This is a genomic window from Streptomyces sp. NPDC054847, from assembly GCF_053610925.1.
The window spans coordinates 5,952-21,639 of sequence record NZ_JBSGZJ010000071.1 but is presented as its reverse complement, the minus strand read 5'-3'; the positions used below and the strand labels follow the sequence as shown (position 1 = coordinate 21,639).

Genomic DNA, 15,688 nt, shown 5'->3' with positions numbered 1-15,688 from the left:
GTCCGGCCCCGGCCGCGTCTCCGCCGATGATCGGGCCGCCCGCTCGGGCGACCGGGCTCCACCGAACCGGCCCGGCCGCGGCCGGGCCCTGGCTTCTCGCCCGCGCCTGACCGCCCATGCCCTGGCTGCTATCCCGCGGCCGACCTGGCTGGGTCCTGGCTTCTCGTCGGCGGGCCGGCGGGTCCTGGCTTCTTGCCGTCGGCCTGACCGGCCGGGCACTGGCTGCTCCTCCGTGGCCGACTGGCTGGACCCTGGCTGCTCGCCGCTGACCGGGCCGCCCACGCCCTGGCTCCACGCCCCCGGACGGCCTTCCAGGCAGCACGGGGGCGCTCCGAGCGGCGTGGCCCGGCCAATGCCCGGCCGCGCCGCTCGGGGCCTCCAGGCGGGCACGCAGGCATCCGTACGCCGGGGCTGCGCATGCCCGGCTCAGCCCAGCAGCCTCAGACCCCCGGACGACGGGACGCCGCGCGTGGGCCCACCGCCTACCCGGGCCGCCGTTTCAGCGGTTCGCCGCGACCTCGATCGCCGCGCAGCGCCAGCGCAGGTCCCGGCCCTGCTCCAGCCGGAACGCCATCGCGCTGACCCGGTCGCCCGAGCCGATGCGGGCGAAGGCCTCGATCACGCCCGGCCCCGGGTGGAACTCGCCGCAGTGGCGGATGACCGGCGTGGCCCGGTCCGCCGGAAGCAACGGCGTCCCCGGCGCGAGCCGGACCAACTGTTCATAGGCCTCGCCGATCGTGTGCCCGAGCATCCAGTGCACCGGTCGCCGGCCGGTCAGGACCGCGAGCAGGCGGTCGGCGAACCAGTAGTGCGGTTTGTGCAGCCTGCCGCGTGCCCGGGTCAGTGCCGCCGCCGCGTGGGCGGCGGGCCTGCGCTGGTCGTGGCGCCCTGCGGGCCTGGTCCTGTCCATACGGATCGCCCCCGATGTGCTGGTCCCGGGCTGGGTACCGGGAGGTAGCTTCGACGGGGAACTTCTATGGCGTGCGCACCTTTGCCGCAAAGCGGCGAAACCGCCCAGGGAGGCGGTCGGGAAGTTCACCTATCAGTGTGACGAGGCGCTGTACGGGCGGGCCGCACGGGCCTTCGGCGGTGTACCAGGTGGACGGCGGGAGGGCGAGCGGGCGCACCCCGAAGGGGGACGCCGCACGTATCCTGAGGGCGATCACCGACTACGAAAGCGGCCTGTCATGCGCGTGTACGTCCCCCTGACCCTCCCCGGTCTCGCAGCGGCGCACAAGGCGGGCGAACTGGGCCCCGGTCCGCTGACCGCCTACGCCGTCACGCCCGGACTGCGCGAGTGGTACGTCTCCGACGACATCGAGGAACTGGAGTACGCGGCGCTCAGCCGCGCCGCCGCCGCGTCCCTGCGTCTGATCGCCGGCGACCCCGACGCTGCCCGGCGCCGCGCGGTCGTGGCCGTCGACGTGCCGGACCAGGACGCCGTCGCCGATCCCGACCGGGTACTCGACGCCGGTGCGCTCGGCGAGGTTCGGGTCGCCCGGGCCGTGCCGATGTCCAAGGCGGCCGCCGTCCATGTGGACGCCGACGACGCGGTGGACGACGTCGCGGCCGCCGTCGCGGCGCTCGGCGCGGCCGACCACGGTGACGACGACGCGCAGTTCACCGTCGACGGCGCGGAGGACCACGAACTGCTCTGGTTCGGCGTGCAGGAGATCCCGAACATCGTCGGCTGACCTGCCGCCCGCGCCGGCCGTCGAACCGGGGACCCGCCGCACGCGCCGTTGTGCCGGTGACCGGCCGTGCGCCGGCTGTCGTACCCGGTGCCGCCGTACACGTTGCCGTACCCGGTGACCCGCCGCTCCGATGCCGCACCCGGTGACCCGCCGTGCGCCGGTCTGTCGTACCCGGCCTGTACGGTTTCCGCCATGGGCAAGCAGGGGACGCAGGCGCATCTGGTCTGGGACTGGAACGGCACACTGCTCGACGACATCGGCGCGGTCATCGCGGCCACGAACGCCGCCTTCGCGGAACTGGGGCTCGAGCAGATCACGCTCGAGCGGTACCGGGAGCTGTACTGCGTGCCCGTCCCCCGTTTCTACGAGCGGCTCATGGGGCGGCTGCCGACGAACGACGAATGGCTCGTGATGGACGCGGCCTTCCACAAGCACTACTGGACCCGGGCCGAGACGTGCGGGCTCGCCGAGGGTGCCGCGGAGCTGCTCGTCCGCCGCCAGAGTGCCGGTCTGACCCAGTCGCTGCTGTCCCTCGCCCCGCACGAACACCTGGTGCCGATCGTGCGCCGGCACGGCATCGAGGAGCGCTTCGTCCGGGTCGACGGCCGGATCGGCGCGTCGACCGCGGGCAAGGCCGAGCACATGGTGCGGCACCTGGCGCAGCTCGGCGGCGTGCGGGCCGAGCACGTGGTCGTCATCGGTGACGCGGCGGACGATGCCGTCGCCGCCGCCCACGTCGGCGCGAAGGCAGTGCTGTACACAGGCGGATCGCACAGCCGCGCCAGTCTGGAAAGCGTCGGAGTGCCGGTGGTCGACTCGCTCCAGGAGGCGGTCGAGGTGGCGGAGGAGCTCGTGGCCGGCTGACCGGCCACGGGCGTCACGTCACCGGCGCCGTCGCCCGCAGCACCTTGAGGAACTCCCGCATCCACACCGGATGGTCCGGCCAGGCACGCGAGGAGACCAGCGAACCGTCCACGACCGCCGCCACGTCCTGGAACGACGCCCCGGCGGCCTGCATGTCCAGTTCGAGCGCCGGGTACGCGGTGACCCGGCGTCCCTCCAGCCCCCCGGTCGCCGCGGTCAGCAGCGGGCCGTGGCAGATCTGGGCCACCGGCTTGTCGGAGTCGAAGAACGCCTTGAGGATCTTGCGGAGCTCGGGGTCGTTGCGCAGATACTCGGGCGCGCGGCCGCCGGGAATCACGATGGCGGCGTACGCCCCGGGCTCGACCTCGGAGAAGGCCAGGTCCGCCTGCCAGGTGTAGCCCGGCTTCTCGGTGTAGGTGTCGAAGCCCGGCTCGAAGTCGTGCACGACGAACTGCAGCTTCTTGCGGGCGGGGGCCGCGATGTGTACCTCGTACCCCTCTTCCAGCAGCCGCTGGTACGGGTAGAGGACCTCCAGGGACTCTGCGGCGTCCCCGGTGACGATGAGGATCTTCGTGGTCATGGCTGCTCCCGGTTGATTGGTTGCCAAGAGGGCCTGTGTCGCTGTCCAGAGTGTCAAACTTCGGACCCCGCTTTTGTACACATACGGCTCATGACGGGGCGGGGGTGCGGGGAGATAGCCTGGGGGCGTGATCAGCGCGATATGCCGTGGGGGCAGCGAAGCCCCCGGCCTGCGCCCGGACCGCCACCGCGTCCGGGCGATCGCTGACCCCTCCCGTCCGGACTGTCGCAGCCAGACAGAATTGGCCGATAACGGCTCGGACGACTCTCATCGCGGCATACCGTCGACTGCGACCGGACACCCCGGGACGCGGCGATTCGTCGCATCTTTCACCTACGTCACGCAACGGCGCGCGACAGGAGCCAGAGGACATGCAGACCAAGCTGGACGAAGCCAAGGCCGAGCTGCTCGCACGGGCCGCCCGGGTAGCTGAGAACAGCCCGGCCGGGGGGCACCTTCCGACTGGGACAGAGCAAGGGAAGCGCCCTGACCGGGACACCCTGCTCACGTACCTCCAGCGCTACTACCTGCACACAGCTCCGGAGGACCTGACCGACCGCGACCCGGTCGACATCTTCGGTGCGGCACTTTCCCACTACCGGCTCGCGGAAAACCGCCCCCAGGGCACCGCGAACGTCCGCGTCCACACGCCGACCGTGGAGGAGAACGGCTGGACCTGCAGCCACTCCGTCGTGGAAGTCGTCACCGACGACATGCCCTTCCTCGTCGACTCCGTCACCAACGAGCTCTCCCGCCAGGGCCGCGGCATCCATGTCGTGATCCACCCGCAGGTCGTCGTCCGCCGTGATGTGACCGGCAGGCTCATCGAGGTCCTGTCCTCGGACACGCACGCCAAGGACCTCCCGCACGACGCCCTCGTCGAGTCCTGGATCCACGTCGAGATCGACCGCGAGACCGACCGCGCCGACCTGAAGCAGATCACCGCCGATCTGCTGCGTGTCCTGTCCGACGTCCGAGAGGCCGTCGAGGACTGGGAGAAGATGCGCGACGCCGCGCTGCGCATCGCCGAGCGGCTGCCCGACGAGCCCAAGGCCGACGACCTGCCGGAGCAGGAGGTCGAGGAGGCCCGTGAACTGCTGCGCTGGCTCGCCGCCGACCACTTCACCTTCCTCGGCTACCGGGAGTACGAACTCACCGACGCCGACGCGCTGGCCGCCGTCCCCGGCACCGGACTCGGGATCCTGCGCTCCGACCCGCCGCACCACGAGGACGAGGCCCACCCGGTCAGTCCGTCCTTCAGCCGGCTGCCGGCCGATGCCCGCGCCAAGGCCCGTGAGCACAAGCTGCTCGTGCTGACGAAGGCCAACAGCCGCGCCACCGTGCACCGCCCCAGCTACCTGGACTACATCGGCGTCAAGAAGTTCGACGCCGAGGGCAACGTCGTCGGGGAGCGCCGCTTCCTCGGCCTGTTCTCCTCCGCCGCGTACACCGAGTCGGTGCGCCGCGTGCCGGTCGTCCGCCGCAAGGTCGCGGAGGTCCTGGAGGGCGCGGGCTTCTCGCCCAACAGCCACGACGGCCGCGACCTGCTGCAGATCCTCGAGACGTACCCGCGTGACGAGCTCTTCCAGACGCCCGCCGACCAGTTGCGTGCGATCGTCACCAGCGTCCTCTACCTCCAGGAGCGCCGCAGGCTGCGGTTGTACCTGCGCCAGGACGAGTACGGGCGCTACTACTCCGCGCTGGTCTACCTGCCGCGTGACCGCTACACCACCGGTGTGCGGCTGCGCCTGATCGACATCCTCAAGGAGGAACTCGGCGGGACCAGCGTCGACTTCACCGCCTGGAACACCGAGTCGATCCTCTCCCGTATCCACTTCGTGGTGCGGGTCCCCGTCGGTACCGAGCTGCCGCACCTCACCGACGCCGACACCGAGCGCATCGAGGCACGGCTGGTCGAGGCGGCGCGCTCCTGGGCCGACGGCTTCGGCGAGGCGCTGAACGCCGAGTTCGGCGAGGAACGCGCCGCCGAGCTGCTGCGCCGCTACGCGGGCGCCTTCCAGGAGGGCTACAAGGCCGACCACTCGCCGCGCTCCGCCGTGGCCGACCTGGTCCGCATGGAGGAGCTCGCCGAGTCCGGCAAGGACTTCGCGCTGTCCCTGTACGAGCCGGTCGGGGCGGGCCCCGGCGAGCGGCGCTTCAAGATCTACCGGACCGGTGAGCAGGTCTCCCTGTCCGCGGTGCTGCCGGTGCTGCAGCGCCTCGGCTGCGAGGTCGTCGACGAGCGCCCGTACGAACTGCGGTGCGCCGACCGGACCCACGCCTGGATCTACGACTTCGGGCTGCGCATGCCGAAGACCGGCGCGAACGGCGACTACCTCGCCGACGACGCCCGCGAGCGCTTCCAGGACGCCTTCGCCGCCGTGTGGACGGGCGAGGCGGAGAACGACGGCTTCAACTCGCTGGTGCTCGGCGCGGGGCTCAACTGGCGCGAGGCGATGGTGCTGCGCGCGTACGCGAAGTACCTGCGCCAGGCCGGTTCGACCTTCAGCCAGGACTACATGGAGGACACCCTCCGCAACAACGTCCACACCACCCGGCTGCTGGTCTCGCTGTTCGAGGCGCGGATGTCGCCGGACCGCCAGCGGGCCGGCACCGAGCTGATCGACGGACTGCTCGAGGAGCTCGACGGCGCGCTCGACCAGGTCGCCAGCCTCGACGAGGACCGCATCCTGCGTGCCTTCCTCACCGTCATCAAGGCCACCCTGCGCACCAACTTCTTCCAGGAGGCGGCAGGCGGCGCCCCGCACGGCTATGTGTCGATGAAGTTCGACCCGCAGGCCATCCCGGACCTGCCGGCACCGCGCCCGGCGTTCGAGATCTGGGTGTACTCGCCGCGGGTCGAGGGCGTCCACCTGCGCTTCGGCAAGGTCGCCCGAGGCGGTCTGCGCTGGTCCGACCGGCGTGAGGACTTCCGTACGGAGATCCTCGGCCTGGTCAAGGCGCAGATGGTCAAGAACACCGTGATCGTGCCGGTCGGCGCCAAGGGCGGCTTCGTCGCCAAGCAGCTGCCGGACCCGTCCGTGAACCGTGACGCCTGGCTCGCCGAGGGCATCGCCTGCTACCGGATCTTCATCTCGGCGCTGCTCGACATCACCGACAACCTGGTCGCGGGCGAGGTCGTCCCGCCGGCCCAGGTGGTCCGGCACGACGAGGACGACACGTACCTCGTGGTGGCCGCCGACAAGGGCACCGCGTCGTTCTCCGACATCGCCAACGAGGTCGCGGTCGCGTACAACTTCTGGCTCGGTGACGCCTTCGCGTCGGGCGGCTCCGCCGGATACGACCACAAGGGCATGGGCATCACCGCCCGCGGCGCCTGGGAGTCGGTCAAGCGGCACTTCCGCGAGCTCGGCCACGACACCCAGACCCAGGACTTCACGGTCGTCGGCGTCGGCGACATGTCCGGTGACGTGTTCGGCAACGGCATGCTGCTCAGCGAGCACATCCGGCTCGTCGCGGCCTTCGACCACCGCCACATCTTCATCGACCCGAACCCCGATGCGGCCCTCTCGTACGCGGAGCGCCGCCGGCTCTTCGAACTGCCCCGTTCCTCCTGGGCCGACTACAACAAGGAACTGCTGTCCCAGGGCGGCGGCGTCCACCCGCGCACGGCCAAGTCGATCCCGGTCAACGCGGCGATGCGCGAGGCCCTCGGCATCGGTCCCGGCATCGCGAAGCTGACGCCGGCGGAGCTGATGCAGGCCATCCTCAAGGCCCCGGTCGACCTGCTGTGGAACGGCGGCATCGGCACCTACGTCAAGGCGTCCACCGAGTCGAACGCCGACGTCGGCGACAAGGCCAACGACGCCATCCGCGTCAACGGCGAGGACCTGCGGGTCCGGGTCGTCGGTGAGGGCGGCAACCTGGGTCTGACCCAGCTCGGCCGGATCGAGTTCGACCGCAACGGCGGAAAGATCAACACCGACGCCATCGACAACAGCGCCGGCGTCGACACCTCCGACCACGAGGTCAACATCAAGATCCTGCTCAACGGCCTTGTCTCGGACGGCGACATGACCGTCAAGCAGCGCAACCAGCTGCTGGCGCAGATGACCGACGAGGTCGGCGCGCTGGTGCTGCGCAACAACTACGCGCAGAACACCGCGCTCGCCAACGCGGTCACCCAGTCACCGTCCCTGCTCCACGCCCACCAGCGGTTCATGCGCCGCCTCGGCCGTGACGGACGCCTGGACCGGGCGCTGGAATTCCTGCCCAACGACCGCCAGATCCGTGAACTGCTGGCCGCGGGCAAGGGACTGAGTCAGCCCGAGCTGGCCGTCCTCCTCGCCTACACGAAGATCACGGTGGCGGACGAGCTGATCGGGACGGACCTGCCGGACGACCCGTACCTGCGGCGGCTGCTGCACGCCTACTTCCCCAAGCCGCTGCGGGAGCAGTTCGGCGAGGCGATCGACGCGCACGCGCTGCGCCGCGAGATCGTGACGACGGTGCTCGTCAACGACACGGTCAACACCGGTGGTTCGACGTTCCTGCACCGGCTGCGCGAGGAGACCGGCGCGTCGATCGAGGAGATCGTGCGGGCGCAGACCGCGGCCCGGGAGATCTTCGGGCTCAGCGCGGTGTGGGACGCGGTCGAGGCGCTCGACAACCAGGTCGCGGCGGACGTCCAGACCCGGATCCGGCTGCACTCGCGCCGCCTCGTCGAGCGCGGCACGCGGTGGCTGCTGGGCAACCGGCCGCAGCCGCTGGAGCTGGCAGGGACGATCGAGTTCTTCTCCGAGCGCGTCGAGCAGGTGTGGACCGAGCTGCCGAAGATGCTGCGGGGCGCGGACCTGGACTGGTACCAGGGCATCCTCGACGAGCTCACCGGGGAGGGCGTTCCCGAGTTCCTCGCGCTGCGGGTGGCCGGCTTCTCGTCCGCCTTCCCGACGCTCGACATCGTGGCGATCTCGGACCGCACCGGCCAGGACCCGCTGGCGGTCGCCGAGGTGTACTACGACCTCGCCGACCGGCTCGCCATCACCCAGCTGATGGACCGGATCATCGAACTGCCGCGGGCCGACCGCTGGCAGTCCATGGCCCGTGCCTCCATCCGTGAGGACCTGTACGCGGCACACGCCGCGCTCACCGCCGTCGTGCTGTCGGTGGGCAACGGGACCTCGACCCCGGAGGAGCGCTTCAAGGCCTGGGAGCAGAAGAACGCGGCGATCCTGGGGCGGGCGCGGACGACGCTGGAGGAGATCCAGAGCTCGGACACGTTCGACCTGGCCAACCTGTCGGTGGCGATGCGGACGATGCGGCAGCTGCTGCGCACCCACAGCTGACGGCCCTTCGCACGGACCCGGTCGCGCCTTCGGGGGCGGCCGGGTCCGTCGCGTATGTCAGCCGTCGCCGCGCAGGCGGTGCAGCCAGCCGGTCCGCGGGTCGCGGGCGTCGGGCGAGGCCTTGGCCGACGCGCGGGCGACTTCCGTGACCGCCGAAGCGACGCGCTTCGGGAGCCAGCCGGCCGTCGTGAGGTCCGCACCGGTGCCGCAGAGTTCCGCGATCTCCGCCGCCGTCGGGCGGTCCTCCGGGCGGGCCGCCAGCGCGGCGGTCAGAAGCCGGCGGAGGGTGGGCGGATGGGCGGAGAGGTCCGGGGGGTCGCGGTCGGTGCCGGCGATCCGGGTGGCGACGACCAGGCCGCCGCCCTCGCCGTACGGGTGGCGACCGGTGGCCGCCTCCGCGGCGACGAGCCCCAGCGTGAACACGTCGGAGGCGGGCGTGACCTGCCGGCCCAGTGCGTGTTCGGGGGACATGTACTTCGGCGTGCCGACCATCCGCCCGACGGTGGTCAGTACGGACGTGCCGTCCGTGGCACGTGCGATGCCGAAGTCGAGCAGCCATGGCCCTTCCGCGGACAGCAGCAGGTTCCCCGGCTTCACATCGCGGTGGACGAGGCCCGCGGTGTGCACTGCGTCCAGCGCGCGCGCCGCGCCGGCCGTCAGCCGCAGGACGCACTCGGGCGGCAGCGGCCCGTGGCCGGCGAGGGCGTCTCCCAGGGGCAGGCCGGGGACGTAACGGGTGGCGAGCCACGGCAGGTCCGCCTCCGCGTCGTGGTCGACGACCTCGACCAGATGCGGGCCGCTGACCCGCCGCGCTGCCTCCACCTCGCGGGCGAAGCGTCTGCGGAACTTCTCGCTCCGGGCGTGCTCGCGGCGGATGAGCTTGAGAGCGACGGGAAGCGAGGCGCCGTCGCGGCTGTGGGTGAGGAAGACGGTTCCCATGCCGCCCTCCCCGATCCGTGCCCGGAGCGGGTAACCGGCGATCTCGCGCGGGTCGTCGTCCCGCAGCGGCTGAGGCCCTCGACCGCCCATCCCAACCGCCCCCTCGGCTGTCCGGCACCGGCAGTGGAGCCTACCGCGCGGGCTGCTTCGCGGTCCCGGTCCCGGCGCCGCCCTTGTTCCCGGCCGCGGTGAACTCCTCGTACGCCGCGACGACTTCCTTCGCCGGGCCGTCCATCCGCAGGATCCCCGCTTCCAGCCAGAGAGCGCGGTCACAGCTCTCGGTGATGGTCGCGTTGCTGTGGCTGACCAGGAAGACCGTGCCGGCCTCCCGCCGCAGCTCCTCGATGCGCTGCCGGCTGCGGCGGCGGAAGCGGGCGTCGCCGGTGGACAGCGCCTCGTCGATGAGAAGCACGTCGTGGCTCTTGGCGGCGGCGATGGAGAAGCGCAGCCTGGCTCCCATGCCGGAGGAGTACGTCCGCATCGGCAGCGAGACGAAGTCGCCCTTCTCGTTGATGCCGGAGAAGTCGACGATGTCGTCGTAGCGGTCGCGGATCCGGTCGCGCGGCATACCCATCGCGAGGCCGCCGAGGATGATGTTGCGCTCGCCCGTCAGGTCGGACATCAGCGCGGCGTTGACGCCGAGGAGGGACGGCTGCCCGGCCGTGTAGACCTTGCCCTTCGCGGTCGGCAGGAGGCCGGCGACGGCCTTGAGCAGGGTGGACTTGCCCGAACCGTTGGAGCCGATCAGGCCGATCGCCTCGCCCCGGTACGCGGCGAAGCTGACGCCCTTGACGGCGTGCACCTCGCGTACGCCGGGGTGCGCCCGACGGGAGACGATCCGGCTGAGGGCGGAAGTGGCGCTGCCCCGACCGGTGCGGGGGCCGTTGACCTTGTAGGTGATGTGGACGCCGTCGACGACGACGGTAGGGGTGGGCTCTCCGGTCGGACGGGTCGGGTTCTCAGCCACGGCCGTACTGCTCCTCAGCCTTCCAGAAGTACAGGAATCCGCCGGCTCCGCAGAGCACGGCCCACGCCAGGGCCGCGGCCCAGACGTGCGGCGGCAGCCGGTCCGCGGTGAACGAATCGATGAACGCGAAGCGCACCAGGTCGATGTAGAGCGCGGCCGGGTTGTACTGGAGCGCGAGAGCCACCAGGTGCGGCAGGTCCCGGTCGCCGACCACCTTGGCGACGGACCACATCACGCCGGACGCGTACATCCAGGTGCGCAGCAGGAAGGGCACCAGCTGGGCGACGTCGGGGGTGCGGGCGGCGACGCGTGCCATGGCCATGGACAGGCCGGTACTGAAGACCGCCTGGAGCAGCAGCGCGGGGACCGCGAGCAGCCAGGAAGCCGTCGGGAGCTGGCCGAAGCCGACGAGGATCACGATCAGCGCGCCGAGCGAGAAGAGCAGTTGCTGGAGCTGTTGCAGGGCGAGCGCGACGGGCAGCGCGGCGCGCGGGAAGTGCAGGGCTCTGACGAGGCCGATGTTTCCGGAGATCGCGCGGGTGCCGGCCGTGACCGTGTTGGCGGTGAAGGTCCAGATGAACACGCCCGTGACCAGGAACGGCACGAAGTCGGGGACGTGGTGGGCGGTGCCGAGCAGCACGCCGAAGATCAGGTAGTAGACGGCGGCGTTGAGCAGGGGGGTCATCAGCTGCCAGAGCTGCCCGAGGCGGGCCTGGCTGTACTGGGCGGTGAGTTTGGCGGTCGCGAACGCGGTGATGAAGTGTCGCCGCGACCAGAGCTGCCGGATGTAGGTGGGGAGGGTGGGCCGGGCGCCGCTGACGGTCAGCCCGTGGCGTGCGGCGAGCGCCGCGAGGTCGGTGGGGGGGGGGGGCGCGGCCGGGCCGGCGGGAGGCGTTCCCGCCGGGCCCGCGGGCGCGGTGGGGCTGGCGATGGTCACGCGGGCTCGCTTTCGATGCGCGTGCAGGGGCGGGGCGTGGTCCGCAACCCTCGATGAGAACGATGGAACGGGACCGTATCGTCGCTACGGGCACAGTAGGACGGCATCACGTCGGAACGCAACCGTTTCGTCGTCGCCGCGTATGCTCCTGGGCATGACGACCGACCCCAGAAGCCCGCGACGCGCCCCAGCAGGAGCCGCCGTGCTCCGGGAGGACGTGACCGACGCCATCCGGGCCGCCGTCTTCGACGAACTGGCGGCCGTCGGCTTCGCCCGGATGTCGATCGAGGGCATCGCCCGCCGGGCGGGCGTCGGGAAGACGGCCGTCTACCGGCGCTGGAAGTCCAAGCTGTCCCTGGTGCTGGACCTCGTCTCCGCCTTCGCGGCGCAGGGCCTGCCGGCGCCGGCGACGGGATCCCTGTACGGGGACGTACGCGCCCTGCTCGAGGTCGCCGCGCACGCGCTGCGCCACCCCGTGGCTTCGCAGGTCATCCCGGACCTGCTGGTGGAGGCCGCACGCAACCCCGAGATCGCGGACGCGATCAAGGCGGCGCTGCTGGACGGCCAGCGGGGTGTGGCCGCGCTGATCGTCCGGGACGCGGTGGCGCGCGGCGAACTGCCGGAATCGGCGGACCCGGACCGCGCGCTCGATGTGATCGTCGGACCGCTGTACTGGCGGCTGGTGGTGGTGCGGGGCGAACTGCCGGACGGCTACCTCGACGAGGTGGCGCGGGGAGCCGTGGCCGCGCTCCGCGCCTGAGCGGCCGCGGCCCGGTGCCGACGACGATGCGGCGGCGGCGCGCCGGCCGCGGGGTCGACGACGCGGGTGCGGTGGCCGCCGTCACCGACCTGAAGCGCGAGGCGATCGGCCGACCCCGCCGTACGGGTGATTCGCGTGCCGGGTTCGCGCCCAAGATCGCAGCGCAGTGAACTCCCCGGCATTTAAGTGTGGTTATCGGTGCGAGATGTTGACGTTCCGGATTGCTACGTTCGGCGGTCATGGACCTGCGAATGCGGACGGCGACGACGACGCTCGATGTACGAAGAGCACGGACCCTCGTCATCGGTGTCTCCGCGCTCGCCCTCTTCGCCAAGACGGTTCTCGCGGCCCTGAAGCGCGGACCGGCGGACGTCCGCATCTTCGACGCCTTCGCCACCGCGATCGCCCAGGTCGGACCGGTCCGCGTCTACGAGCATCCGATGCCGCGCCTGCCCGTCTACAACCATCCGCCGCTCGCGGGATGGATGCTCGCCGCATTCCATGAACTGGAGAAGCTCGGAATTCCGTTCGGCAGTCTGATCCGTGCGCCGGCCTGTCTCGCCGATTTCGTCTCGGCCCTTCTCGTGTTCGAGATCCTGCGCCGCCGCCGCACACTCGCGACGGCCACGGCGTGTGCGATCGGATGTGCTCTCAGCCCCGTCCTCTTCGCCACCTCCGGGTATCACGGGAACACCGACTCCGTCGCCATCATGCTCATGCTCCTGGCGGCCTTCCTGCTCGTCGACCGCCGTGCCCCGCTGACCGCCGGCGTCGCCGCGGCGCTGGCCGTGAGCGTCAAGCTCGTCCCGGTCGTCGCCGTCCCCGCACTGATCGTGGCGGCGGTGCGGGCCGGGCGTCCGGCCGCCGTGCGGTTCTGCGCCGGCCTCGCGGCCGTGATGCTGCTCCTGTGGGGGCCGGTGCTGGCGGCCGTGCCCGTCCCGCTGCGGGAGAAGGTCCTCGAATACGAGGGCGGCCGGGCCAGGCTGTGGGGCTTCGTACGCTTCGCCGAACTGGCGGGCGCCTCCGACTCGTTCGTCGAGGCACTGCACAGCGACTTCCATCTCCTGTTCGTGCTGCTGTGCATGGCCGCGGGAGCCTGGCTCGCCTGGGTACGCCCCACCGGCGCCGCGTACGCCGTCGCGCTCTCACTCACGCTGCTGCTCCTGCTCAGCACCGGTTCCGCCGTGCAGTACCTCGCCTGGCCCGTCGTCGGCCTCTGCCTCTTCGGACTGTGGGAGGGCCTCGGATACGGGCTCGTCGTCGGCGTCGCCACCGTCATCGTCTACGCGGGCGTGAGCGCCGTCCGCTGGAACGACTGGGCCCTGCACCTGGCGGAGGCCGGCTGGCTGCTGCTCGCCGCAGGGATCGTGAGCGGTGTGCGCCGGGCGCTGAGAGAGTCGCCCGCGCCCGTCCCGGGAGAGCACGTGCCCCTCGTCGCCCAGCGCACCGACCGGCCCGCCACCGCCTCCCCACCCGTCGACAGACCGCACCGATGACCCGCGCCAACGGAGAGTAGAGAAGCCCCAGTGAAGGAAATCCCCAGCCCGCGGATCGGCATCCTCGTCGTCGCCTACAACGCGGAATCCACGCTGGAGAAGACGCTCGACCGCATTCCCAAGGACTTCCGGTCCCGCGTCGCCGAGATCCTGATCCTCGACGACGCGAGCAGCGACGGGACGTTCACCGCGGGCTGCCGCTGGTCGCAGCTGGACGGCATGCCGCCGACCGTCGTCATGCGGCACACCAAGAACCTCGGTTACGGCGGCAACCAGAAGGCCGGCTACGCTCTCGCCGCCGAACGGGGCCTGGACATCGTGGTGCTTCTGCACGGCGACGGCCAGTACGCCCCCGAGTTGCTGCCCGAGATGGTCGCGCCGATCGAACGCGGCGAGTGCGAGGCGGTGTTCGGCTCCCGGATGATGCGCTCGGGCAGTGCGCTGAAGGGCGGCATGCCGTTCTACAAGTGGCTCGGCAACCGCGTCCTCACCCGCTTCGAGAACGGTCTGCTCGGCTCACGGCTCACCGAGTTCCACTCCGGCTACCGTGCCTACAGCGTCGCGGCGCTGCGCAGACTGCCGATCGACCGGAACACCGACGCCTTCGACTTCGACACCCAGATCATCGTCCAGCTGCTCGACGCCGGGATGCGGATCAAGGAGATCCCCGTCCCCACCTACTACGGCGACGAGATCTGCTACGTCAACGGCCTGCGTTACGCGAAGGACGTCGTCAAGGACGTCCTCGAATACCGGCTCGCCCTCAAGGGCTTCGGCACCTGTCCCTGGATCCCCAAGCCCGTCGACTACGCCTTCAAGGAGGGCGACGGCTCCTCGCACTCCGCCATCCTCAAGATCATGCGAGGGCTGCCGCCGGGCCGGGTCCTCGACGTCGGCTGCTCCGGCGGCCTGTTCGCCGAGCGTCTCGAAGACCTCGGCCACACCGTGACCGGCCTGGACTTCGTCGAGGTGCCCGGTGTGCGGGACCGCTGCTCCGAATTCCTCCTCGCCGACCTGGAGGAGGGCCTGCCGCCGCAGGTCGGCGCCGACTACGACTACGTGGTCGCCGGGGACGTCATCGAGCACCTGTCCCGGCCGGAGCACGTGCTGCGGGAGCTGCGGGAGGTGCTGCGGCCCGGCGGCCGGATGCTGCTGTCCGTGCCCAACTTCAGCCACTGGTACTCACGGCTGAGGGTCGCTTTCGGCGTCTTCGGCTACGACCGGAGGGGCATCCTCGACGAGACCCATCTGCGCTTCTTCACCCGCAGCAGTCTGCGCCGCACCGTGCGGGCCGCCGGCTTCGACCAGCTCCAGCTCACGTCGACCGGCGCTCCGTTCTGGTCCGTGCTCGGCGGCGGCGCCGTCGCCGGCGCCCTCGGCGGTATCTCCCGGCTGCTGACCCGTGTGCGGCCGACACTCTTCGGCTACCAGTACGTCGCCGTGCTCACCCCGCACGCGGCGCAGACGATCGTCGCCGGGGAGCACGTCGATGTCCAGGACATCCTCAACCGCCAGTACGTCCCCGCCGGACTCGCCGACCGGGTGGGCGCCGGCACCTGACGCCGGGCTCCGACCGCCGCCCAGGAGGAAGAACGTGACCCTGCCCAGCGTGTTGCTGCTGCTTTTCGCGGTCTTCTCGTCGGCGGCCGGGCAGATCATGCTGAAACACGGCATGCGCTCGGCGGCCGCCCTGGCGGAACACGGCGGGGGTTCGCTGATCACGCGGGCCGCGACCACGCCCTGGGTCGTCGTCGGCATCGTCGTCTTCGGAGTCTCCGCCGTGGCCTGGATGGCGACGCTCGCCGAGGTGCCGCTGAACATCGCCTATCCGTTCAACGCACTGGGCTATCTGCTGATCGTGCTGGCCAGTTCGACCGTGCTGCACGAGCCGACCTCGGTGTGGACCTGGGCCGGTTCCCTGATGGTGGTGGCCGGGCTGGTCACCGTCATGGCCGGGCAGCAACGCTGAGGGCGTCCTGCCCCGTGCCGTGCGCCTGCCGGGACTTGGCCGCGCGGCCGCGGCCCGGTCACGGGTGACCGGGCCGCCGCTCGCGAAGGACGGTGTGGCGGCGCCCGGGTGCCTCCGCCCGGGCCATTTAGGGGCCCCCCCAAAAACCCGGGACCAAAAGGCGCGGGGAAGCGCAG

At 71.3% G+C, this 15,688-nt stretch carries 12 protein-coding genes; 7 read left to right on the top strand and 5 right to left on the bottom strand.

The genetic code is table 11. The features are described from left to right. Positions 1 to 499: 499 nt before the first annotated feature. Positions 500 to 910 (bottom strand): Rv3235 family protein, encoded by a 411-nt coding sequence (locus ACWGH4_RS11110; RefSeq protein WP_453458563.1) that lies wholly within the window; start codon positions 908 to 910, stop codon positions 500 to 502. Positions 911 to 1,187: 277 nt separating this feature from the next. Here ACWGH4_RS11110 and ACWGH4_RS11105 point away from each other — a divergent pair, with 277 nt between their 5' ends. Both ACWGH4_RS11105 and ACWGH4_RS11100 read left to right on the top strand, forming a co-directional pair. After that, positions 1,188 to 1,694 carry a DUF6912 family protein gene (locus tag ACWGH4_RS11105; protein ID WP_441265440.1) on the top strand — a complete coding sequence of 169 codons (507 nt, stop codon included), beginning with the start codon at positions 1,188 to 1,190 and terminating at the stop codon, positions 1,692 to 1,694. Positions 1,695 to 1,886: 192 nt separating this feature from the next. After that, positions 1,887 to 2,558: an HAD family hydrolase gene (locus ACWGH4_RS11100; RefSeq protein WP_441265441.1), complete on the top strand. Its 672-nt coding sequence runs from the start codon at positions 1,887 to 1,889 to the stop codon at positions 2,556 to 2,558. Positions 2,559 to 2,571: 13 nt separating this feature from the next. Here ACWGH4_RS11100 and ACWGH4_RS11095 read toward each other — a convergent pair whose 3' ends face one another. Beyond that, positions 2,572 to 3,138 carry a DJ-1/PfpI family protein gene (locus ACWGH4_RS11095; RefSeq protein WP_453458559.1) on the bottom strand — a complete coding sequence of 189 codons (567 nt, stop codon included), beginning with the start codon at positions 3,136 to 3,138 and terminating at the stop codon, positions 2,572 to 2,574. 371 nt (positions 3,139 to 3,509) lie between these two features. On the opposite strand from ACWGH4_RS11095, the gene ACWGH4_RS11090 reads away from it, so the two are divergent. Then, a complete protein-coding gene (locus ACWGH4_RS11090; RefSeq protein WP_453458556.1) occupies positions 3,510 to 8,444 on the top strand; it encodes an NAD-glutamate dehydrogenase in 4,935 nt (1,644 codons plus the stop codon). A 57-nt stretch (positions 8,445 to 8,501) separates the two neighbouring features. Here ACWGH4_RS11090 and ACWGH4_RS11085 read toward each other — a convergent pair whose 3' ends face one another. The 3 genes from ACWGH4_RS11085 to ACWGH4_RS11075 are packed head-to-tail and all read right to left on the bottom strand — an operon-like array spanning position 8,502 to position 11,287. Then, positions 8,502 to 9,473 carry a serine/threonine-protein kinase gene (locus ACWGH4_RS11085; protein WP_453458553.1) on the bottom strand — a complete coding sequence of 324 codons (972 nt, stop codon included), beginning with the start codon at positions 9,471 to 9,473 and terminating at the stop codon, positions 8,502 to 8,504. Positions 9,474 to 9,513: 40 nt separating this feature from the next. Next, entirely contained in the window at positions 9,514 to 10,350 is an 837-nt protein-coding gene (locus ACWGH4_RS11080; RefSeq protein WP_453458551.1) for an ABC transporter ATP-binding protein, read from the bottom strand. Continuing rightward, on the bottom strand, positions 10,343 to 11,287 hold the full coding sequence (locus ACWGH4_RS11075; protein ID WP_453458549.1) for an ABC transporter permease: 945 nt from the start codon (positions 11,285 to 11,287) through the stop codon (positions 10,343 to 10,345). Before ACWGH4_RS11075 ends, ACWGH4_RS11080 begins: the two co-directional genes overlap by 8 nt. Before the next feature lie 142 nt (positions 11,288 to 11,429). Here ACWGH4_RS11075 and ACWGH4_RS11070 point away from each other — a divergent pair, with 142 nt between their 5' ends. From ACWGH4_RS11070 to ACWGH4_RS11055, 4 genes are all read left to right on the top strand, one after another. Beyond that, on the top strand, positions 11,430 to 12,047 hold the full coding sequence (locus ACWGH4_RS11070) for a TetR/AcrR family transcriptional regulator (protein ID WP_453458547.1): 618 nt from the start codon (positions 11,430 to 11,432) through the stop codon (positions 12,045 to 12,047). A gap of 239 nt (positions 12,048 to 12,286) precedes the next feature. After that, complete coding sequence (locus tag ACWGH4_RS11065; protein ID WP_453458544.1) at positions 12,287 to 13,543, top strand: glycosyltransferase family 39 protein; 1,257 nt, start codon at positions 12,287 to 12,289, stop codon at positions 13,541 to 13,543. A 30-nt stretch (positions 13,544 to 13,573) separates the two neighbouring features. Further along, complete coding sequence (locus tag ACWGH4_RS11060; protein WP_441265447.1) at positions 13,574 to 15,103, top strand: methyltransferase domain-containing protein; 1,530 nt, start codon at positions 13,574 to 13,576, stop codon at positions 15,101 to 15,103. A gap of 34 nt (positions 15,104 to 15,137) precedes the next feature. After that, positions 15,138 to 15,512: a hypothetical protein gene (locus ACWGH4_RS11055; RefSeq protein ID WP_441265448.1), complete on the top strand. Its 375-nt coding sequence runs from the start codon at positions 15,138 to 15,140 to the stop codon at positions 15,510 to 15,512. Positions 15,513 to 15,688 lie beyond the last annotated feature (176 nt).